21 protein-coding genes are annotated in these 19,955 nt (G+C 73.7%); 13 read left to right on the plus strand and 8 right to left on the minus strand.

The features are described 5' to 3' along the window. Window positions 1-26 precede the first annotated feature (26 nt). From FHS34_RS31915 to FHS34_RS31925, 3 genes are all read left to right on the plus strand, one after another. Complete coding sequence (locus FHS34_RS31915; protein WP_184971942.1) at window positions 27-842, plus strand: serine hydrolase; 816 nt, start codon at window positions 27-29, stop codon at window positions 840-842. 185 nt (window positions 843-1,027) lie between these two features. Beyond that, a complete protein-coding gene (locus tag FHS34_RS31920; RefSeq protein ID WP_184971944.1) occupies window positions 1,028-1,252 on the plus strand; it encodes a response regulator transcription factor in 225 nt (74 codons plus the stop codon). Window positions 1,253-1,341: 89 nt separating this feature from the next. Further along, window positions 1,342-1,755 carry an SRPBCC family protein gene (locus tag FHS34_RS31925; RefSeq protein WP_184971946.1) on the plus strand — a complete coding sequence of 138 codons (414 nt, stop codon included), beginning with the start codon at window positions 1,342-1,344 and terminating at the stop codon, window positions 1,753-1,755. Window positions 1,756-1,839: 84 nt separating this feature from the next. On the opposite strand, the gene FHS34_RS31930 is transcribed toward FHS34_RS31925, so the two are convergent. Next, entirely contained in the window at window positions 1,840-3,447 is a 1,608-nt protein-coding gene (locus tag FHS34_RS31930) for a hypothetical protein (RefSeq protein ID WP_372478601.1), read from the minus strand. A gap of 207 nt (window positions 3,448-3,654) precedes the next feature. Between FHS34_RS31930 and FHS34_RS31935 the strand changes: the two genes are divergently transcribed. From FHS34_RS31935 to hypA, 10 genes are all read left to right on the plus strand, one after another. After that, window positions 3,655-4,323 (plus strand): PP2C family protein-serine/threonine phosphatase, encoded by a 669-nt coding sequence (locus tag FHS34_RS31935; RefSeq protein WP_184971948.1) that lies wholly within the window; start codon window positions 3,655-3,657, stop codon window positions 4,321-4,323. Between the two features lie 124 nt (window positions 4,324-4,447). Continuing rightward, window positions 4,448-5,026 (plus strand): hypothetical protein, encoded by a 579-nt coding sequence (locus FHS34_RS31940; protein ID WP_184971950.1) that lies wholly within the window; start codon window positions 4,448-4,450, stop codon window positions 5,024-5,026. A gap of 390 nt (window positions 5,027-5,416) precedes the next feature. After that, window positions 5,417-6,916 (plus strand): hypothetical protein, encoded by a 1,500-nt coding sequence (locus FHS34_RS31945; protein ID WP_184971952.1) that lies wholly within the window; start codon window positions 5,417-5,419, stop codon window positions 6,914-6,916. Window positions 6,917-7,037: 121 nt separating this feature from the next. Next, on the plus strand, window positions 7,038-8,126 hold the full coding sequence (locus FHS34_RS31950) for an NADH-quinone oxidoreductase subunit B family protein (RefSeq protein ID WP_184971954.1): 1,089 nt from the start codon (window positions 7,038-7,040) through the stop codon (window positions 8,124-8,126). 76 nt (window positions 8,127-8,202) lie between these two features. Further along, window positions 8,203-9,996 (plus strand): nickel-dependent hydrogenase large subunit, encoded by a 1,794-nt coding sequence (locus tag FHS34_RS31955; protein WP_184971956.1) that lies wholly within the window; start codon window positions 8,203-8,205, stop codon window positions 9,994-9,996. Next, window positions 9,989-10,543 (plus strand): NifU-related iron-sulfur-binding protein, encoded by a 555-nt coding sequence (locus tag FHS34_RS31960; RefSeq protein WP_184971958.1) that lies wholly within the window; start codon window positions 9,989-9,991, stop codon window positions 10,541-10,543. Before FHS34_RS31955 ends, FHS34_RS31960 begins: the two co-directional genes overlap by 8 nt. Continuing rightward, window positions 10,540-11,136 (plus strand): DUF5947 family protein, encoded by a 597-nt coding sequence (locus FHS34_RS31965; RefSeq protein ID WP_184971960.1) that lies wholly within the window; start codon window positions 10,540-10,542, stop codon window positions 11,134-11,136. Before FHS34_RS31960 ends, FHS34_RS31965 begins: the two co-directional genes overlap by 4 nt. Window positions 11,137-11,156: 20 nt before the next feature. Then, a complete protein-coding gene (locus FHS34_RS31970; RefSeq protein ID WP_184971962.1) occupies window positions 11,157-11,363 on the plus strand; it encodes a hypothetical protein in 207 nt (68 codons plus the stop codon). A 19-nt stretch (window positions 11,364-11,382) separates the two neighbouring features. Then, window positions 11,383-11,574, plus strand: coding sequence for a hypothetical protein (locus tag FHS34_RS31975; RefSeq protein ID WP_184972241.1), 192 nt, complete (start codon window positions 11,383-11,385; stop codon window positions 11,572-11,574). Between the two features lie 7 nt (window positions 11,575-11,581). Continuing rightward, window positions 11,582-11,923 (plus strand): hydrogenase maturation nickel metallochaperone HypA, encoded by a 342-nt coding sequence (hypA, locus tag FHS34_RS31980; protein ID WP_184971964.1) that lies wholly within the window; start codon window positions 11,582-11,584, stop codon window positions 11,921-11,923. A 44-nt stretch (window positions 11,924-11,967) separates the two neighbouring features. Here the strand turns inward: hypA and hypE are convergent, their stop codons facing one another. Genes hypE through FHS34_RS32015 form a run of 7 tightly spaced genes read right to left on the minus strand, consistent with a single transcriptional unit; the run spans window position 11,968 to window position 19,921 of the window. Next, window positions 11,968-13,059, minus strand: a complete 1,092-nt coding sequence (hypE, locus tag FHS34_RS31985; protein ID WP_280528499.1) for a hydrogenase expression/formation protein HypE — start codon at window positions 13,057-13,059, stop codon at window positions 11,968-11,970. Further along, entirely contained in the window at window positions 13,052-14,197 is a 1,146-nt protein-coding gene (gene hypD / locus FHS34_RS31990; protein WP_184971966.1) for a hydrogenase formation protein HypD, read from the minus strand. The genes hypE and hypD overlap by 8 nt, the downstream gene beginning before the upstream one ends. Continuing rightward, a complete protein-coding gene (locus FHS34_RS31995; RefSeq protein WP_184971967.1) occupies window positions 14,194-14,484 on the minus strand; it encodes a HypC/HybG/HupF family hydrogenase formation chaperone in 291 nt (96 codons plus the stop codon). The genes hypD and FHS34_RS31995 overlap by 4 nt, the downstream gene beginning before the upstream one ends. Before the next feature lie 3 nt (window positions 14,485-14,487). Further along, window positions 14,488-16,854 carry a carbamoyltransferase HypF gene (hypF, locus tag FHS34_RS32000; RefSeq protein ID WP_184971969.1) on the minus strand — a complete coding sequence of 789 codons (2,367 nt, stop codon included), beginning with the start codon at window positions 16,852-16,854 and terminating at the stop codon, window positions 14,488-14,490. Beyond that, window positions 16,851-17,576, minus strand: coding sequence for a hydrogenase nickel incorporation protein HypB (gene hypB, locus FHS34_RS32005; RefSeq protein WP_184971971.1), 726 nt, complete (start codon window positions 17,574-17,576; stop codon window positions 16,851-16,853). Before hypB ends, hypF begins: the two co-directional genes overlap by 4 nt. Window positions 17,577-17,636: 60 nt before the next feature. Next, window positions 17,637-18,215: a hydrogenase maturation protease gene (locus FHS34_RS32010; RefSeq protein WP_184971973.1), complete on the minus strand. Its 579-nt coding sequence runs from the start codon at window positions 18,213-18,215 to the stop codon at window positions 17,637-17,639. Then, window positions 18,212-19,921 carry a hydrogenase maturation protein gene (locus FHS34_RS32015; RefSeq protein WP_184971974.1) on the minus strand — a complete coding sequence of 570 codons (1,710 nt, stop codon included), beginning with the start codon at window positions 19,919-19,921 and terminating at the stop codon, window positions 18,212-18,214. Before FHS34_RS32015 ends, FHS34_RS32010 begins: the two co-directional genes overlap by 4 nt. Between the last annotated feature and the right edge of the window lie 34 nt (window positions 19,922-19,955).

A 19,955-nucleotide genomic window follows, 5' to 3' on the forward strand; every position in this document is an offset into this window, starting at 1 on the left:
GCGCTTCTTGTCTACGTTCGTGACCCATGTCGCCCCGCTTCTCCCGCACCACACGGACCAAGGCCGGCGCCCTTGTGGCCTCGGCCGCCGCCCTCCTCTCCGCCGGTCTCCTGCACCCGGCGCCGGCAGCCGCCGCCACCGCGCCCGCCGCGAAGACGTCGGCGCACGCCACGGTGGCGGTGCTCGACCTGGACGCGACCGGCGGCACCCCCGTGGTCCGCGGCGCGGACCGGACGTACGACACCGCCAGCATCGTCAAGGTCGACATCCTGGCAGCGCTGCTGCTCCGGGCGCAGGACGCGGGACGGCGGCTCACCCCGACGGAACGGCACCTCGCCGAACCGATGATCCGACGCAGCGACAACGCGGCGGCCAACGCCCTGTGGCGGCGGATCGGCCGGGCCCCGGGTCTTGCGGCCGCGAACGAGCGGCTGGGGCTGACCTCGACGAAGGGCGGGCCCGGCGGCAAGTGGGGCCTGACCCGGACGACCGCCAGTGACCAGATACGACTGCTGCGGGCCGTGTTCGGCTCCGGCGGCGCGGCGCACAAGGGCTCCGGCGGCCTCGACGCGGACTCCCGCACGTACGTCCGCTCCCTGATGAGCCGGGTCGTACCCGAGCAGACCTGGGGTGTCTCCGCGATCGCGGGCCCGGGGTCCGGGAAGGCGCTGAAGAACGGCTGGCTGCAGCGCAACACCACGGGGCTCTGGGACGTCAACAGCGTCGGACAGGTCAGCGCCGGAGGTCACCGCTATCTCGTCGCGGTCCTGTCCGACGGCAGCGCGTCGATGAGCGACGGGGTGCGCCTGGTGGAACGGACGGCGCGCTCGGCGGTCGACTGAGGGTCCGGCCGCGGCAGGGACCGGGCAAGGGGGGACGAGCCCAAGACCGAAACGCGCCTCCGGCCCCTGTGACACGCCTGTGACAGTCGGCGGACAGTCCCATGAAGTCGGCCGAGCAATCTGGTGGAACAAGGGCAAATCGCCCTTAACGGACAGCCCCCGAGCCGTTCCGCCGGAGGAATCACATGAGCGCCACTCTCGCCCCGTCGCCCACCGAGGCCCCCGCCCTGGCTCCGCGCGAGCGGGAGACGCTCCGGCACATCGCGGCCGGCCGCACCTACCTGCAGACCGCACGCCACATGGGGCTCTCCACCCACACCGTGGACGCCTACCTGCGCCGCATCCGGGCCAAGTTCGACATCACCAACACGGCCGAACTGACCCGCGTGGCGATCGCCCTGGGCCTGTGACGACGGGCCGCCGGGCCCGGGCTTTTCGGCCGGCGCGGAAGGGGCACGCGGTGGGGGTACGGCTTCCGACCGGAGGGGCGGTGCCCACGATGGCCGAATACGAACGATCCCGCACGATGCCCGCGCAGCCCGAGCACGTCTTCGACCAGGCGACCAACGTCGCCCAGCTCGATGCCTGGCTCCCGGACGCCCTGCATGTGGACGTCGAGGACCCGCCGGCCGTGACCGTGCACGAGGACGGCTCCGGTGAGGACATGCCCGCCCTGCTGCGCTCCGCGCCGGACCAGATGCGCATGGAGTGGGGCACCCGGGAGCGGGGCAGCTACACCGGCTGGCTGCAGGTGGCGGGCATCGGCAGCGGCGCCAGCGAGGTGACCGTGCACCTGTCCTTCTTCGAGGGCGGCCACGATCCGGGCGAGCAGGCGGTGTACGAGGCCCTGGAGGGCAGCCTGCGACGGCTCGAGGACCAGGTGAGGATGCGGAGCGACCCCACGGCCGGCTGACCTGCCGCGCGCGGCGCCCTGGTGTGCGCCGCGCCGGGCCGGCGCCCCGCGTTCCGGCCCGGCCGGCTGCGTCCCGGTCCCCGGTCAGTAGCCGGATCCCAGCCGCTGCGTCGAGTAGGCGCATTCGGTGTAGAGGTAGCCGGAACGGAGTCTGGCGGTGTCCGAGGCCGGGGTCGCGGTGCTGCCGCGCCTCGGCTTGTGCACGAAGTACGTGGTGCCGGCGGGAAGGCCGATGGTGCGCTGCGGGTAGTCTCTGCCGCTGTCGGCGCAGGGCTTGAAGCCGGAGAGCAGGGTGTCGGCGAGCGAGTATGCCTTGCAGCGGGCGCAGCCCTTCAGGGTGAAGCTGCCGGTGACCGGACCGGTGTACAGCACGGTGACGTCGTCCGGGCTGTCGTTCTTGACGGTGACGGAGATGCTGCCGCCGGAGGCCGTCGTGGGCAGCTTCCGGCCGGCCGCGGGAACCGTCCGGGCGACCTCGGCGGCGATGGCGACCTTCTGGGCCCGGGCCCGGTTCCTGTCGTGTTCGTGACCGGCGGCGAATCGCTCCATGGTCTCCTGGGCCGCGTCGAAGTCGCCGTCCCTGTACTGATCGACACCGCAGGCGTACTGGCCCGCGTCGCCGCTGCGCCCGGCGCGGCCCGCGGCCTTCGCCAGGCGGCCGTCCGTGTCACCGGCCGACGCGGACAGGGCGTCGATCCGGGTGCCGAGGGTGTGCAGCCGTTCGACGGCCGCGCAGGGTTCGCCGCCGCCGACGGCCTTCTCGGCGCTCTTCACCGCCGTGTCGACGGCGGGTACCACCCCGGCCGCCGCCGCGGACCGCGGGAAGGTGTCCAGGAGGTCGCCGAACCGGGTCACCCAGTCCGCCTCGCCGGTCGTCAGGTGCTCGGTTCCGCACTCGTACAGGGAGGTCGCGAGCCGCTCGTCGGGCCAGTCGGCCAGCGCGCCGAGCCGCTCTCGCGGCAGGGTGCCGGGCACGGTGCGCAGGTACTTCAGCGGCGCTATGGCCTGGCAGTACTCGTGGTGGCCGTAGGCGGCGCCGACGGTCGTGTAGTAGGTCCGCAGGCTCTCGGGGAGCCTGCCGGCCGCTCGGGAGCCGGGGTGGTGCACGGCGATGTCGCGGTAGGCCTCCAGGGCCGTGCGGTAGTCCGCCGCGGCGGTGGTGAACGGCTGCCGCCCACTCGTGGCGACCAGCCGGTCGGCTCGCTCCAGCCGGCCGAGGATCGCCTGCTCGACGGCTTCGTCGTGAGCGTCGTCGTAACCGAGGGCACCGCCGGCGGGTACGGCGAGCAGCAGCACACCCAGCAGCACCGCGAGGGGCGCCCTGCCGGGCCGGGCGGCCCGGGTGCGCAGTCCGGCGAACCCGCCGTGGACGGCCGCCGCCGACAGGAGTACGGCGTAGCCGGCGAGCGCGGCGCCGGGAACGCCGTCGGCGTCCGCGGGGAGCGCGACGAACAGGAGCGTGCCGGTCGCCGCCCAGCAGACGGCCGTCAGCACCCGGCGTCGCAGCAGGGCGTACCCGAGTCCGAGGCCGCTGAGATTGAGCAGGGCGACCGCGACGGCCCGCCAGGCGTCGGGCGGCGCGGGCGGCGGACCGGGCGGCGGACTCGCCGGCGCGGGCGGCGGACCGGGCGGCATGGGCGGCAGCGGCGGGCCGCCGGACCCCTGCCCCGGATCGTACGGACCTGCGGACATGACGGCTCCCCCCGGTCAACTGCCCCCGCATGGCTGCGGATTGGCAGTGTACGGGGGCGGGCGCAAACCCGACAGAGCCCCGGACACCGGCCCTTAACCGCACAATCACCATTTGCCGAATGCCCTATTTGTCCGATTATCCTGGGCGGCCTTGCCGGGGCCGGCCGAGCGGCCCGCGGGACGCGACGACGGCGGCGGGAACACCAGTTGCGGCAGGTCCGCTCCGTCGCGGAGACGGCGCAGCGGGCGCTGATGCATCCCCTCCCCCACCGGATCGACGCGCTGGCGCTGCGCGCCGCCCTGCTCGGCGCGTTCCGTGAACTCGTCCACCTGGAGCCGTTGTTGACACGGATCGCCGAGCGGCTGGACGACCGTGCCCGGCGGCAGATCACGGCCGTGGACGGCGTCCAGGACGGCGACCGGCCGGACGGGACCCCGGGCGCCCTGTTCACGGAGCGGTTCGCGACCGCGCTGCTGGTGGAGTTCCCGCCCGGGGAGCCCGTGGCCAGGCTCGTGCACTGCGGGCATCCCGAGCCGTTCCTGGTGGGGGCGGGCCGGGTACGCGGCCTGCTCCCCGACCGGCCCGGTGCGCCGCTCGGTCTCGGTGACCTGCTGGAGACGGCACCGGCGATGCAGACCGTTCCGTTCGGCCCGGGCGACCTGCTGCTGTACGCGGACGGGTTCATCGAGGCCCGTGACCGGCGTGGCCGGTTCTTCGGCCTGGCCGCCCGCCTCGATGCGCACGCCGGCCGGAACCTGGAGGCGATGGCGGCCGGGCTGCGCCGGGACCTGGTCCGCCATGTGCGCGGTGATCTGGACGACGACGCGGCGCCGGTGGCCCTGGAGCGGCTGCCCGAGGCGCCGGTCGCCCCCTGACGGACACGGGCGTACCGGCTCGCGACGGGACCGGTTCCGGACCCTTTTCACCGTCCGCGGTCCGGCCGGTCACGCGGTCGCCGATGATGGGCAGGACGTAGCCGGCGAGGGGAGGGATGCGGCCGTGGGCTGGACGACCGAGGAGTTCGGGGACTCCCACGAGGGCATCGTGGGAGCCGTCCTGGCGGACGGCAGTGAGCCGAAGCCCGCGTACTTCGACATCGGCAGCGGCGCCGAGACGTACCGCACCAGCGAGTGGTGGGCGTACGACGGCAGCGTGACCAGGCCGAGGGCGGCGGCGGTGCGGGCCTCGTGCAGCTGCGGCTGGCGCGGGCCGAGCACCCCCGTCCCGTGGGACGAACTCGACACGGACGGCCTGGAGGAGCTGGACGTCTCGGGGCCGCGCCGGGACTGGAGCGAGCACATCCGGGCGGTCGAGCGGCAGACGGTGCCGCTGCCGGCCGACCTGGCCGGGCTGCTGAACGCCCTGGAGGACAAGCTGATCCCGCTGGCCGAGGACGCGCCCGCCGCCGCCTTGCGGGCCGTGGCCGCGCTGGACCGGCTGACCCGGCGGGCCGGCCGGGAAGCGGCCTGCGTGCTGGAGGAGGAAGGCGACCAGCGGTGGGAGGCCCTCGGCCGGGCCCTGGGCATCGGCGCGGACCGGGCCCGGTCCCTGGTGACGCGGTATCTGCTGCTGCGGTGAACCGAGGTGGCGGGCCGGCATGCGCACCCGCGCGCCGGCCGGCCGACCCGGGCCGCCCTCCTCGTGGGTCTCCATGCCGCCCCCGGCCTTCGGTGAACGGACGACGGCTCCCGCCTGGCACCCGACAACCGACACCTGCCGCCTGCCGCCTGACACCTGCCGCCTGGCCACGGGGCGGTCCGAGGCCGGGCGTGGCGGCCATGAGAAGCCCGTCGGTCGTCGCCACGCGGAGTGAGCGGGCCTCGAAGTGCCGCGCATGCGGAATGTCCCCCGCCGCCAGGGGGCCGCCTCCCCTGTCCGGCCCAATGACGGTGCGCCGGAGGGGCGGGCGGGCGTGACCGGTGTGACCGTGGGGAGGGAAGCGCGGACCACGAGTGGCGAGGAGAGGGCGTGGTGAACGGAGCCGGCGAAGGCTGTGCGCAGCTGAGTGCCGTGGCGGACGCCGTGCTGTACGAGGGCTACCTGCTCTATCCGTATCGCCGGTCCTCGGCGAAGAACCGGGTCCGCTGGCAGTTCGGCGTACTGCTGCCCCGCGACTGGGTGGAGCGGGAGGGACCGGTCACACCGGGGATCTCCGGCTCCGCCGACTCCTGGTACCAGCAGACCGAGTGCCTGCTGCGGGTGCGGCACGGCGACGCGGCCGTACGGGTGCGCGTGCGGTACCTGCAGCTGCAGTACAAGCAGGTGGAGGCGGCCGACGGGGACGGCGGGCACCGCCCGGTCGAGTCGTTGCGCACGGCCGACGGGATCACCCGGCTGTCCTTCGAGGAGGCCGTGCCCCGCGAGACCGAACTGGTGCTCTCCCTGGCGGAGCTGTCGGGGGACGGCCGGACCTTCTTCGTGGGGGCGTCGGCCGGGGAGGATCACGAGCCGTTGCCGGCCGGAGCGGGGCGGACGGTGCGACGGCGCCGGGAGGTGCGGGCGGCGGCGACGGTCGTGGCCGAGCCGCTGGCCCCGCAGCTGTACCGGCTGCGCGTGCGCACGGAGAACTCCGGCGAGGCGCAGGACCCCGGAGCTCCGCGGGGTGCGGCACTGGGGCAGGCGATGCTCGCCACGCACACCCTCCTCGCCGGCGACGGCGTCGATTTCGTGTCGCTGATCGATCCGCCGGCCTCTCTCGCGGAGCACGCACGCGGCTGCCGCAACGCGTTCACGTTCCCCGTGCTCGGCGGGGCACCGCCGCAGGCGGCCGGCGGCGAGGACGGGGCGACGGGCGCGTTCGTGCTCTCCGCGCCGATCATCCTCCCGGACCATCCGCAGGTGGCGCCGGAGAGCCCCGGTGACCTGCACGACGCGGCGGAGATCGACGAGATCCTCACGCTGCGCACCATGCTGCTGACCGACGAGGAGAAGGCCGAGGCGCGGGCCACCGACCCGCGGGCCGCCCGGATCCTCGACCGCGTGGACACCATGCCCCCGGAGGTGTTCGCCCGGCTGCACGGCACGATCCGCTCGCTGACCCCCGCTCAGGCACCGCCCGCGGACCGGCCCGCCTGGTGGCAGGAGGGCGGGGACGACGGCCTGGCCCCCACGACGGACACCGTACTGGTGAGCGGGGTGCCCGTGGGCGGCGGCAGCCGGGTGCGGCTGCGCCCGCGCGGGCGGGGCGCCGACGCCCAGGACATGTTCCTGGAGGGGCGGACCGCACAGGTCGCCGCCGTCTTCCACGACGTGGACGGCAGTGTCCACCTGGCCGTCACCGTGGACGACGATCCCGCCGCCGAACTGCACGGCTGGTACGGCCGGTTCCACTACTTCCGGCCCGACGAGGTCGAGGTCCTGGACGGCGCGGACGCACCGGGTCCGGTCCGTCCGCCCCGGCCGCACTCCCCCCGGCCCGCGCGTCCGGCCGACCGCCCCGAGAGAGGACGGTCCGATGCACACGCCTGACGTGCCGGCGCGCCGGCACCGGACGGCCGGCGGCCCCGGCGAACCCCCGCACCGACCCTCGCGGCCCCGTCGGCCGCGTCCTAGACGGTTTTCGTAACCGGCTGCAACGGAGGCCCCAGAGATGACCACACAGAGCGGTACCAGCGAAGTCCGCGGCGAGCCCAGCAGGGCCGAGGCGCGGGAGGGGTTCGACGAGATCACCATCCTCTGGATCTCGGAGGGCATGAGCTGCGACGGCGACACCGTGTCGCTGACCGCGGCGGGCCAGCCGTCGATCGAGGACGTGGTGCTCGGGCTGATCCCGGGCCTGCCGAAGGTGAACCTGGTCAACAAGGTGCTCTCGCCGAGCCTGGGCGGCGAGGACTTCCTCGCCCCGTACCGGGCGGCGGCGCGTGGCGAGCTGGAGCCGTTCATCCTCGTCATCGAGGGCTCGATCCCCAACCAGAACATCATCGAGGGCGACGGCTACTGGACGTCGTTCGGCAACCACCCGGACACCGGTGAGCCGCAGACGTTGAACGAGTGGATCGACGATCTCGCCCCGAAGGCCTGGGCGGTGGTCGCCGCCGGCACCTGCGCGACGTTCGGCGGCATCCACGCCATGGCCGGCAACCCGACCGGCTGCATGGGCCTCGCCGACTACCTGGGCTGGGAGTTCAAGGCGCGGTCGGGGCTGCCGGTGGTCAACGTGCCGGGCTGTCCGATCCAGCCGGAGAACTTCATGGAGACCCTGGTCTGGGTGCTCCAGCACGCGGCCGGCGCCGCTCCCCCGCCGCCGCTGGACCACATGCTGCGCCCGCAGTGGCTGTTCGGGAAGACCGTGCACGAGGGCTGCGACCGGGCCGCGTACTACGAGCAGGGCGACTTCGCGCGGGACTACAACTCCCCCAAGTGCCAGGTGAAGGTGGGCTGCTGGGGCCCGGTCGTCAACTGCAACGTGCCCAAGCGCGGCTGGATGGCCGGGATCGGCGGCTGCCCGAACGTCGGCGGCATCTGCATCGGCTGCACCATGCCGAGCTTCCCCGACGCCTTCATGCCGTTCATGGACGAACCCCCGGGCGGCACGCTGTCGACGATGGTGATCAGGCCGTACGGGGCGGTCATCCGCCGGCTGCGCGGGCTGACCAACGACATGGTGAACCACGAGCCCAAGTGGCGCCACAACAAGCGCAAGCTGACCAGCGGTTACGACCCGCACTGGCGCGCGTGACCCCGCCGGTGACCGCGCCCGTCCCGCATCCCGCCATCACATCGCCGAACCCGAACAGCGAGGGGCAGTACCGCAGATGACCACCACCGAGTCCAGGCAAGCAGGACGCAAACCCGCCCAGATCGTGGACATGTCCTGGGATCCGATCACCCGGATCATCGGCAACCTGGGTATCTACACGAAGATCGACTTCGCCAACCGGGAAGTCGTGGAGTGCCACAGCACCTCGTCGCTGTTCCGCGGCTATTCGGTGTTCATGAAGGGCAAGGACCCGCGGGACGCCGGGTTCATCACCTCGCGGATCTGCGGCATCTGCGGCGACAACCACACCACCTGCTCCAACTACGCACAGCAGATGGCCTACGGCGTGAAGCCGCCCAAGCTGGCCGAGCACATCACCAACCTGGGCGAGGCGGCGGAGTACATCTTCGACCACACGATCTTCCAGGACAACCTGGTCTTCGTGGACTTCTGCGAGGCGATGGTCAAGGCCACCAACCCCAGTGTGCTGGCCCGCGCCGAGCGCACCGACGCGCCCCGCGGGGACGTGCACGGCTACCGGACCATCGCCGACATCATGAAGGCCTTCAACCCCTTCGAGGGCGAGGTCTACAAGGAGGCGCTCAAGGTCAGCCGGATCACCCGGGAGATGTTCTGCCTGATGGAGGGGCGCCATGTGCACCCCTCCACGCTGTACCCGGGCGGGGTCGGCACGATGCCGCAGCCGAACACGTTCACCGACTACCTCAGCCGCCTGATGCACGTCATCGACTTCATCAAGAAGGCGGTGGCGATGAACGACGACGTCTTCGACTTCTTCTACGAGGCCCTGCCGGGCTACGAGGAGGTCGGCAAGCGCCGCATCATGCTGGGCTGCTGGGGCGCCTTCCAGAACCCGGACGTCGTCGACTACCGCTACGCGACGATGAACGAGTGGGGCCGGGCGATGTACGTCACCCCGGGCATCGTCGTGGACGGCAAACTGGTCACCAACAACCTCATCGACATCAACCTCGGCCTGCGCATCATGCTGGGCAGTTCGTTCTACGAGGACTGGGTCAACGAGGACCCGTTCGTCACCCACGACCCGCTCGGCAACCCCGTCGACATGCGCCACCCGTGGAACCAGACCACGGTGCCGGTACCGCAGAAGCGGGACTTCGAGGGCAACTACAGCTGGGTGATGAGCCCCCGCTGGTACCACCCGGAGACCGGCGAGCACCTCGCCCTGGACACCGGCGGCGGCCCCCTCGCCCGGCTCTGGTCGACCGCGCTGAGCGGCCTCGTCGACACGCCGTACGTCAAGGCGACCGGCGGCGGTATCCGCATCACCCTGCCCAAGGGCGAGAAGCTGCCGGAGACGACCCTGGAGTGGCGCATCCCGAAGTGGAGCAACACCCTCGAACGGGACCGCGCCCGGCCCTACTTCATCGCCTACGCCGCCGCCATGGCCCTGCAGTTCCTGGAGGAGGCCATGGGGATGCTCAAGAGCGGCGACACGAAGGTGTACGAGAACTTCGAGGTGCCGGACGAGTCGATCGGCTGCGGCTTCCACGAGGCGGTGCGCGGTGTGCTCTCGCACCACCTGGTGATCCGGGACAAGAAGATCGCCAACTACCACCCGTACCCGCCGACCCCGTGGAACGCCAGCCCCCGCGACATCTACGGCACACCGGGCCCCTACGAGGACGCCGTCCAGGGCCAGCCGATCTTCGAGGAGAACGGCCCCGACGACTTCAAGGGCGTCGACATCATGCGCACCGTCCGCAGCTTCGACCCCTGTCTGCCCTGCGGCGTCCACATGTACATGGGCAAGGGCAAGACCCTGACCACCGTGCACTCGCCGACCTACGGAGCCAACCATGGCTGAGGCCGCCGGGCGGCTGCCCGACCCGGCGGTGGAGGCGCGGCTCGCCCGTCTCGACGAGGTGCTGGCCGGGCTGGAGGACACACCCGGCCCCGCGCTGGAGGCGGTGCGGCTGCTGACCGAGGTCTACGGCGAGGCCCTCGCCCGGGTCCTGGACCACGCGGACGAGCGGATGGGCAGCGTGCTCACCGGTGACGAGCTGCTCGGGCACCTGCTGGTGCTGCACGAGATCCACCCGGAGCCGGCGGAGACCCGTGCCGCCCGCGCGGTGGAGAAGCTGCGCCCCGCCGTGCGCGAGCGCGGCGGCGACCTGGTGTGGTCCGGCGTCGACGGGCAGGTGGCGCGGGTCCGGCTGGACGGCGGCGGTGGCTGCGGTTCCGGGTGCGGCGGCGGGTCGGCCGATGTCGTCGCGGCCGTGCGGGCCGCCGTCCTCGCGGTGGCCCCGGAGCTGGATTCGGTCGAGGTGGTCACCGCGGAGCGCGAGGCGCCTTCGGCGTTCGTACCGCTGAGCACGATCAAGCGCCGGGCCGTGCCCCAGGAGGCGCGGTGAGCGTGGACGGCGCACTCGCCCGGGTGATCCGCTCCGCCGCCGGGCGCGCGGAGCGGACCGAGGCCGAGACGTGCGAGCTGTGCGCCGCCGATGTCGCCGCGGAACATCCGCACCTGTACGACACCGGTGCCGCCGAGGTGCGGTGCGTGTGCCGGCCCTGCTCGGTGCTGTTCGCCGACGACGGGGCGGGCGAGGGCCGCTACCGGCTCGTGCCCCGGCGCCGGCTGCGGCTGCCGCCGGTCGACACGGGGGTGCTGGGGGTCCCGGTGGGGCTGGTGTTCTTCGTCCCGCGCGCCGACGGCACCGTCACCGCGCAGGGACCGAGCCCGGCCGGGGCCATGCGCTGGGAGGTGGACCCGGCGGCCTGGCAGCGGCTGGTGGCCGCGGTTCCGCAGCTCGCCACCATGACCCCGGACGTGGAGGCGCTGCTGGTCAACACCGTGCGCGGCCTCGACGCACACTGGATCGTGCCGGTCGACGACTGCTACCGGATGGTCGCCCTGGTCCGCCGCGAGTGGCGGGGCCTGTCCGGTGGCGGTGAGGTCTGGCCGGCCGTAGAACAGTTCTTCAGGGAGCTGACCGAGCGGTCGTGAGACCCGGAAGGAGAACGGACATGGGCAGCATCCGAGTGGGCCGCCCCCAGGCCAGGCCCGACACGCCCTCCCACGTGCGCGGACTGCACCAGGGCAACAGGGGCCCCTACAAGCACCAGACCGGACACCACAAGGACGGCAGCTCCGACGCCCGCCGCTCCACCGGTATCCACTGGAAGCGGCATGACGCCCTGGTGAAGGACATGCCGAACATCTCGCCGGGATGAGAGAGCAGGAAGTGATGCCATGAACCTGGCCATGAGGAGACGCAAGACCCTGCGAACGGGGATGTCGGGACGGCAGCTGCTCGTGGCGCAGGCCGCCCTGGTCGGCGGCGTGATCACGGCCCTGTTCGTCAAGGAGTTCCCGGGCATCGTGCGCGAGCTGCGGATCTACCGGATGACCGGGGGGCTGCGCGCCCACCGCCGGTATCCGTGAGGCCGGCGTGCACGAACTGTCGATCGCGACCGCGATCGTGGAGCAGGCCGGGGAGATCGCCCGGGCGGACGGCGCCGGCGGTGTCTCGTCGGTGACCGTCCGCGTCGGTGAACTGGCGGGGGTGGTGCCGGACGCGCTGCACTTCGCCTTCGAGGTGGCCCGCGACGGCACCGCCCTGGCGGCCGCCCGGCTCGTGGTCGAGCAGGTGCCCGGGCGGGCCTGGTGCGGGGAGTGCGCCGAGGAGTTCGCGGTCGGCATGCCCCCGTTCTTCTGGTGCCCGCGCTGCGACCGGCCGTCGCGGGAGCTGCGCAGCGGCCGCGAACTGGAGATCACCGGCGTGCAGAGCTGACCGGCCCCGCCTTCGTGGCGGGGCCGGTCACGGTCCGGGCGGGGTCAGCAGATGCGGGGCAGTTGCTCCCCCAGCGGCAGGTCCACCACCCGGGTGCCGCCGAGACCGGTGGAGACGACCACCATGCCGGGGTGCTCGGCCACGCACTCGCCGATGCGGGCCGCTCCGGCGCCCTGCGGGTGGGCTCGCATCGCCGCCAGCACGGCGTCCGCGTGCTCCGGGGGCACGAAGGCGACGAGCCGGCCCTCGTTGGCGACGTACAGCGGGTCCAGGCCGAGGAAACCGCAGGCGTTCGCGACCTCGTCCGGGACCGGCACGGCCCGTTCGCTCAGCCGGACGCCGGTACCGGAGGCGCGGGCGATCTCGTTCAGGGACGCGCCCAGACCGCCGCGGGTGGGGTCGCGCAGCACATGGACGTCCTTGGTGACCGCCAGCATCTCGGCCACCAGGTCCGCCAGTGGTGCGGTGTCGGAGGTGATCTCGACCCCGAACTCCAGTCCCTCGCGCACACTCATGATCGCCACGCCGTGCAGGCCGATCGGCCCGCTGACGATGACGGCGTCGCCCGGCCGGGCGCGCTGCGGGCGGATGTCCACGCCGTCGGGTACGAGGCCGACGCCGGCGGTGGTGACGTAGACGCCGTCGCCGTGCCCGGACTCCACGACCTTGGTGTCCCCGGTGGCGACGATGACACCCGCCGCCTCGGCGGCCGCTCCGACGGCCCACGCGACGCGCTCCACGACGGCCAGTTCCACACCCTCTTCGAGGATGAAGGCGGTGGAGAGGTACGCGGGCCGGGCGCCGCTCATCGCGAGGTCGTTGACGGTGCCGTTGACGGCCAGGTCGCCGAGGCTGCCGCCGGGGAAGAACAGCGGGCGTACGACGTAGGAGTCGGTGGAGAAGGCCAGCCGGGCACCGCCCAGGCCGAGGACGGCCGAGTCGGTGAGGGCGGCCAGGGTGGGGTTGCCGTAGGCGGGCGCGAAGACCTGTTCGATCAGTTCGGCGGACAGGGCGCCGCCTCCGCCGTGGCCCATGACGACGACCGGCTGGTCGCGCAGGGGGGCGGGGCAGGTCCAGTTCGTGGGGTCGACGACCGGTGCGGTCGCCTCCGTCGCTTCGGTGGCGAGGTCAGCCAACGGGGTTCATCTCCTCCCGCGGGATCCTGGATCCCTGCTGGGCCGGGGTGTCGGTCATCCGGCGGTAGAGGTAGTAGGCGGCGCAGGCGCCCTCGTTGGAGACCATGGTGGCGCCGAGCGGGGTGCGCGGGGTGCAGGCCTTGCCGAACGCCTCGCACTGGGTCGGCTTGATCAGCCCCTGCAGGATCTCGCCGGCCCGGCACACGGCGGGCTCCTCGGTACGGATGCCGGTGACGTCGAAGCGGTGCTCGGCGTCGTAGGCGCGGAAGGCGTCGGTCAGCCGCCAGCCGCTGGCCGGGATGGGTCCGATGCCGCGCCAGTTGCGGTCGGCGACCTCGAAGACCTCCTCGATCATGCGCAGGGCCGCCGGGTTGCCCTGCTCGCGCACGGCCCGGGGGTAGGCGTTCTCCAGCCGGTGCTCGCCGCGCTCCAGCTGGTGGACCGCGCGGCGGATGCCTTCGAGGATGTCCAGGGGTTCGAAGCCGGTCACCACGAGCGGCACCCGGTGCCTCTCGGCAAGTTCCGGGTACTCGGCCGTGCCCATCACGCTGCACACGTGCCCGGCGGCGAGGAAGCCCTGCACCCGGCAGCTGGGGGCCGTCATGATGGCCTCGATCGCCGGGGGGACGCGGACGTGCGACACCAGCAGGCTGAAGTTGTCCAGGGCGAGCCGGCGGGCCTGGTGCACCGCCATGGCGTTGGCGGGGGCGGTGGTCTCGAAGCCGATCGCGAAGAAGACGACCTGGCGGTCCGGGTGCCTGCGGGCGAGTTCGAGGGCGTCGAGCGGTGAGTACACCACGCGGACGTCCCCGCCCTCGCCCTTGACCCGGAACAGGTCGCGGTCGGTGCCCGGCACACGGAGCATGTCCCCGAAGGAACAGAAGATCACGTCGGGCCGGGCGGCGATCTCCAGGGCCTTGTCGATGACGTCGAGGGGTGTCACACACACCGGGCAGCCGGGTCCGTGGATCAACTCCACCTCATCGGGCAGGAGTTGGTCGATGCCGTGGCGGATGATGGAGTGGGTCTGCCCGCCGCAGACCTCCATCAGCGCCCAGGGCCGGGTGACGGTGGCCCGGATCTCGTCCAGCAGCCGGCGTGCCAGATCGGGGTCGTTGAACTCGTCGATGTACTTCACCGGGCCTCACTCCCGCTCTCCTGCCGGGCCGCCTGCTCCCAGGCGTCGCCGAACTCTTCCTCCAGCAGCCCCAGTTGCTCGAACAGCTCCAGGGACGCCCGGGCCGACTCCTCGTCGAGGCGCTGCAGCGCGAACCCGACGTGGACGATGACGTACTCCCCCACCCGGATGTCGGGCAGGTACTCCAGGCACGCCTGTTTCTGCACTCCGCCGAAGTCGATCAGTCCGGTGAGCGGGTCGGCGCGCTGGTCGATGGACACGACCTTGCCGGGCACGGCCAGACACATGGGTCACTCCGTCTCGTGGTTGGTTGCTGTTCCCGCGACCATCAGCTGGCCGAGCGCCAGTCCGCCGTCGCCCGCGGGGACCTCGCCGTGCCGCAGGACCGAGAATCCGTCCCGGGCGAGCAGGGCGGCGCACTCCTCCTCCAGCAGGGCGTTGACGAAGACGCCTCCGGTGAGGGCGACGGTGGCCAGGCCGGTCGCCGTGCGGGCCCGCCGGCAGACCTCCGCGACGGCCCGCGCCACACCGCGGTGGAAACGGGCCGCGAGGACCGGGGCGGGGGTGCCGCCGGCCTGGTCGCGCAGGAGCGCGGCCAGGGTGGGCGCCGGGTCGATCTCCCAGCCCCCGGGGAAGGACTGTGCGGCCCTGCATCCGAAGGGATACGGCACCGCGTCGTCGTCGGCCGCCGCCAGCGCCGCCGCCTCCAGTTCCATGGCGGCCTGCGCCTCGTACCCCGCCCGGTGGCACACGCCGACGAGCGAGGAGACGGCGTCGAAGAGCCGCCCCATGCTGGAGGTCGGCACGCAGGCCACCTGCCGTTCCAGCTGCCGCCGCAGGACGGCGCGTTCGGTGTCCGAGCAGGCGGTGACGCTGGGCTGCTCGTCGGCCCAGGGCAGTCCCGCCGCCCACAGCCGGGCCAGCGCCAGCCGGCACGGGTTGGCCACGCCGGCGTCCCCGCCGGGCAGCGGGGCGGGGGCGAGGCGGGCGAAGCGCCGGTAGCGGGTGTAGTCGGCGAGCAGGACCTCGCCTCCCCACACGGTGCCGTCGTCGCCGTATCCGGTCCCGTCGAAGGCGACGCCGATCACGGGTGTGGTGCCGTCGAGGCCGTGTTCGGCCATCGCGGAGGCGATGTGCGCGTGGTGGTGCTGGACGAGCACCGGGGCGCGCAGGCCGAGCTGGACGGCCCGGCCGCGTGCCCACCGCGTCGAGCGGTAGCCGGGGTGCCGGTCGGCCCCGACCAGGCGCGGGGTGACGCCGGTGAGGCGGGCGAGGTGCCGTTCGGCCCGTTCGGCGGCTTCCAGGGTGGCCGGTCCGTCCATGTCGCCGAGGTGCGGGCCGAACCAGGCGTGCTCGTCCTCGCCCAGGCAGAGAGCGTTCTTGAGGTCGCCGCCGGCCGCGAGCGTGGGCCGGACGGGGACCGGCAGGCGCAGCGGGCGGGGGACGTACCCGCGGGAGCGGCGCAGTACCTGTTCGGTGCCGTCGGGGCGGACCCGGAGCAGGGAGTCGTCGCAGAAGGCGGCGATGGGCCGGTCGTGGGCGAGCCAGGCGTCGGCGAGGCCGGCCAGCCGGGTCAGTGCCTCGGTGTCGTCGGTGACGATGGGCTCGCCGGAACGGTTGCCGCTGGTCATGACCAGCACCCGGGGGCCGGGGGGATCGCCGGGCAGCCCGAACAGCAGGCTGTGGAGCGGGGTGTAGGGCAGCATCACGCCGACGTGCGGGCTGCCCGGGCAGACCTGGCCGGCCAGGCGCGGGCCGTCCGGGGGCGTGCGGCGGCGCAGCAGGACGATGGGGCGGCGGGCGCTGGTGAGGGCGGCCCGCTCGGCGTCGGAGAGGACCGCGATCCGCTCGGCCGCGGCCAGGTCCGCGCACATCACCGCGAAGGCCTTGCCGCCCCGCTCCTTGCGGTCGCGCAGGGCGGCGACGGCCCGGGGGTCGGTGGCGTCGCAGGCCAGGTGGTAGCCGCCGACGCCCTTGACGGCGACGATCCGTCCGGCGGCGAGCAGCGCCCGGGCCGTCGCGAGGGCGTCGGCGTCCCGGGACGGGCGGATCCCGAGACCTTCGGTTGGGGTCAGCGCGAGGCGCGGGCCGCAGCCGGGGCAGGCGACGGGCTGGGCGTGGAAGCGCCGGTCGGCCGGGTCGCCGTACTCGCGGGCGCAGGCGGGGCACATCGGGAAGCCGGCCATGGTGGTGGCCGCCCGGTCGTACGGCATGCCGGTGGCGATGGTGAAGCGGGGGCCGCAGTGGGTGCAGGTCACGAACGGGTGGCGGTGGCGGCGGTCGCCGGGGTCGGCCAGTTCGCGCAGGCAGTCGGCACAGGTCGCGGTGTCGGGCGGGAGCTGGGTGCGCCCGGCCGCCCGCTCGGTGGAGCGGATGGCGAAGGGGCCCCTCTCGCCCGTGGCGGCCAGGTCGACGCCCTCGATGCCGGTCACGGTGGCGAGGGGCGGCGGCTGTTCGGCCAGCAGGGCGCAGAAGCGGTGCACCCCGTCCGCCGGGCCCTCGACCTCGATGAGCACGCCGTCGCCGGTGTTGCCGACGAACCCGGTCAGGGAGAGCCCGGCGGCCAGGCGGTGCACGTGCGGGCGGAAGCCGACGCCCTGGACGGTGCCGCGCACGGTGAGCCGGCGGCGGACCGGTCCGGCGACGGGGGCGGTCATGCGACGGGGGCGGACGGGGTGTGGTGGTGACCGTGCGGGTGGGGGGCGAGGGGCGGACGGTGCGAGGGGGCACCGTCGCGGGCGGCGAGGGCCCGTTCCAGCAGGGTGCCGACCCCGGCGCCGGTGCGGGCGCAGGACCGTACGATCTCCACGCCCGGGTTCACCCGGTGGACGTTCTCGTGGAAGAGGCTCTCGTCGAAACCGGCCGGTCCGGCGAGGTCGGTCTTGGTGATCACGACCAGATGGGCGGAGCCGAACGCCGTCGGGTACTTCAGCGGCTTGTCCTCGCCCTCGGTGACCGCCATCAGCACGATCCGCAGGGTCTCCCCGAGGTCGTACGAGGCCGGGCAGACGAGATTGCCGACGTTCTCCACGAAGAGCACGGAGGTGTCCGGCGGCAGCCAGCCCTCCAGCCGCGCGCGGACCTGGCGGGCCTCCAGGTGGCACAGTCCGTCGGTGAGCAGCTGCTGCACCGGGGCGCCGGAGCGGGCCAGCCGCTCGGCGTCGTTCTCGGTGGCCAGGTCCGCGGTGAGCGCGGCCACCGGTACGCCCTGCTCCACCGCCCGGGCCAGGACCCGGCCGAGCAGTTCGGTCTTGCCGCTGCCCGGGCTGGACAGCAGGTTGACCAGGGTCACGCCCTGCCGGGCGAGGTCGCCGCGGAGATCCGCGGCCAGGTCGTCGTTCTTCGCCAGGACGGCCTGTCTGACGTCGGACCGGCACATGGGCGGGGCTCCTCGGATGCGGTGACGGAACCCCGGCCGCATCACGTGCGGCCCGGGGTCTCACCGATCTTCGGCCCCGCCGGGCGCGATGCCGGGCAGCGCAGCCGAGCGCGGGGTACCGGATTCCATCGGGCGGCCCAACGGGGGCAGGGGGCCCGCGGGGTCGTCGAGCAGGGCGGCGACGAGGGTGTGCAGGGCGTCCACAGCCAGGCCGACGGCTTCCCGCACCGGTGTGCTGAGTCCCGGCAGGATGTCGTCGTCGCGTGGCAGGACGGCGGGTTCGCAGGCCAGGACGAGGATCCTGGGCAGCGGTTCGTCGCCCAGGTGCGTGGCCAGGGCCAGTACCTTCGCCGGGTCCATGCCGTGGGCCTCGGGCGGGACGGTGCCGTCGGGGGGTTCGGCCTCGATCAGGGAGAGGGTGCCGGGCCGGTGGCCGCGCGGGGCCGCGTCGACCAGGACGGCGGTGGCGTGGCCGGAGAGCAGGTCGTAGGCGAGGTCCAGGCCGCGGATGCCGTAGTCGCGGACGCGTACTCCGGCCGGCAGGGGGCGGTCCTCCAGGGCGCGGATCACCTCGGGGCCGAAGGCGTCGTCGGCGAGGAAGATGTTCCCGATTCCGGCCACCAGCAGGCGCGGCGTCACCGGGGGTCTCCGGCGGCCGGGGCGAGGGGCCGGGGGGAGCCGCCCGGCGTCTTGCGGACGAAGGCCGAGCGCAGGGCGTGGTACGGGGCCCCGGGGTCGAAGAAGATGGCGTGCATCCGGGCCAGTTCGTCCTCCCGGTGGCGGGCGAGGGGCCGTTCCCGCTCGTCCGCGGCGCGGGCCGCCGCCTTCTCGGCGAGCCGCCGGTCCAGGTCAGGGGCGGCGGCGAGGCCGGCCGCCAGCCGCTCGACCTCGGCCGCGAAGTCCCGCGGCGCGGCCGGTACCAGCCGGTCCACGAGCCCGAGCCGTTCCGCGGTCGCGGCGCTGACCGGCAGCGCCTCGGCCGTCAGCCGGCCGGCCCGCTCGGGGCCGACGCGGCGCGGCAGGGTGTACGTCCAGAACTCGGAGCCGTACAGGCCCATGCGCCGGTAGTGCGGGTTGAGGACGACGCCGGTGCGGCACCACACCTGGTCCGCGGCGAGGGCGAGCATGGCGCCGCCGGCCGCGGCGTTGCCGGCGAGGGCGGCCACCACCAGGCGGTCCGTGGTGCGCAGCACGGCCTCCACGAGGTCGTCCATGGCGTTGAGGTTGGTCCAGGACTCCTGGCCCGGGTCGGGGGCCGCCTCGATGACGTTGAGATGGATGCCGTTGGAGAAGAAGTCGCGCGTGCCGCCGAGGACGAGGACGCGGGTGGGGCGGGTGAGCGCCTCCGTGTAGGCGGCGAGCAGTCTGCGGCACTGGTCGGTGCTCATCGCGCCGCCGGGGAAGGAGAAGCTGAGGAAGCCGACGTCGCCGTGCTGCCGGTAGCGGATGTCGGTCCAGGTGTGCCGGCCGGGCGGGAGTTCCAGTGGTGCGGGGTCCTCGGGCAGGTCGAGGCCGGGCCGGTACGCGGCGAGCACCGAGGCGGCGGGCCGGCGGAAGGGCGCCGGGTCGCCGGAGTTCTTGCGGGGGCGCAGTTCCGGGATCCAGACGGCGCCGTCCCGGGTGGCCCGGCAGACGGCGCCGGCGCGCCGGGCCAGCAGGGCGCCGGGACGGCCGCGCAGCCGGTCCTCGGGGTGTCCGCCGTGCAGGAACACCTCGCGGCCGAGGAGTTCGTCGAGGACGCCCGGCTGGGAGTCGGCGCCGCGCAGCCTGCGCAGGACCGTCTCGGTGTCGTCGTGCTCCCAGTCGATGCGCCGCCGCTCCTGCCGGAAGAAGTCGCGCCAGCGGACGGTGACGGACTCGTGGGTCTGCGGGAGGGGCTTGTGGTCGCCTTCGGCGTAGCGCCGGACGGCCGTCAGTACGGCGGTGACGGCGGCGTCGGACGCCTCGTTGCGGTAGAGGTCGCTCTTGCCGACGGGCGGGACGGGGAACGGCTCGGCCGCCCAGATCGCTCCCGCGTCCATGGCCGCCTCGGCCTGCAGCACGGTGACGCCCCAGCGCTCCGCCCGTTCGGAGATGGCCCAGTCCAGCGAGGAGGGGCCCCGGTCGCCCGGCGGGCCGGGGTGGACGATCAGGCAGGTGTGCTCCCGCCACACGTCCTCGGGCAGGGCGGTCCTGAGCATCGGCGCGACGATCAGCTCCGGGCGCAGCTCGTGCACGGCGGTCCGGACGGGTTCGGGGCCGTGCGCGGCCAGGACGACGTCCACCTGGTGTCCGTCGTCCGACAGTTCGGCGTACAGGCGCTGGGAGAGGCTGTTGAACGCACTGGCGACGAGCAGAATGTTCATGACATGGCATCGTCGTCCTTCTCGGGGGTGCCGG

It is taken from the genome of Streptomyces echinatus, assembly GCF_014203595.1.
Classification (GTDB): domain Bacteria; phylum Actinomycetota; class Actinomycetes; order Streptomycetales; family Streptomycetaceae; genus Streptomyces; species Streptomyces echinatus.

Excerpts from the sequence above, each read along its gene's own strand:
- FHS34_RS31930 (WP_372478601.1), bottom strand. The coding sequence starts at position 3,447 with ATGTCCGCAGGTCCGTACGATCCGGGGCAGGGGTCCGGCGGCCCGCCG.
- hypB (WP_184971971.1), bottom strand. The coding sequence starts at position 17,576 with ATGTGCCGGTCCGACGTCAGACAGGCCGTCCTGGCGAAGAACGACGAC.
- FHS34_RS31950 (WP_184971954.1), top strand. The coding sequence starts at position 7,038 with ATGACCACACAGAGCGGTACCAGCGAAGTCCGCGGCGAGCCCAGCAGG.
- FHS34_RS31915 (WP_184971942.1), top strand. The coding sequence starts at position 27 with ATGTCGCCCCGCTTCTCCCGCACCACACGGACCAAGGCCGGCGCCCTT.
- FHS34_RS31955 (WP_184971956.1), top strand. The coding sequence starts at position 8,203 with ATGACCACCACCGAGTCCAGGCAAGCAGGACGCAAACCCGCCCAGATC.
- FHS34_RS31995 (WP_184971967.1), bottom strand. The coding sequence starts at position 14,484 with ATGTGTCTGGCCGTGCCCGGCAAGGTCGTGTCCATCGACCAGCGCGCC.
- FHS34_RS31920 (WP_184971944.1), top strand. The coding sequence starts at position 1,028 with ATGAGCGCCACTCTCGCCCCGTCGCCCACCGAGGCCCCCGCCCTGGCT.
- FHS34_RS31970 (WP_184971962.1), top strand. The coding sequence starts at position 11,157 with ATGGGCAGCATCCGAGTGGGCCGCCCCCAGGCCAGGCCCGACACGCCC.
- FHS34_RS32015 (WP_184971974.1), bottom strand. The coding sequence starts at position 19,921 with ATGAACATTCTGCTCGTCGCCAGTGCGTTCAACAGCCTCTCCCAGCGC.
- FHS34_RS31975 (WP_184972241.1), top strand. The coding sequence starts at position 11,383 with ATGAACCTGGCCATGAGGAGACGCAAGACCCTGCGAACGGGGATGTCG.
- hypF (WP_184971969.1), bottom strand. The coding sequence starts at position 16,854 with ATGACCGCCCCCGTCGCCGGACCGGTCCGCCGCCGGCTCACCGTGCGC.
- FHS34_RS31925 (WP_184971946.1), top strand. The coding sequence starts at position 1,342 with ATGGCCGAATACGAACGATCCCGCACGATGCCCGCGCAGCCCGAGCAC.
- FHS34_RS31960 (WP_184971958.1), top strand. The coding sequence starts at position 9,989 with ATGGCTGAGGCCGCCGGGCGGCTGCCCGACCCGGCGGTGGAGGCGCGG.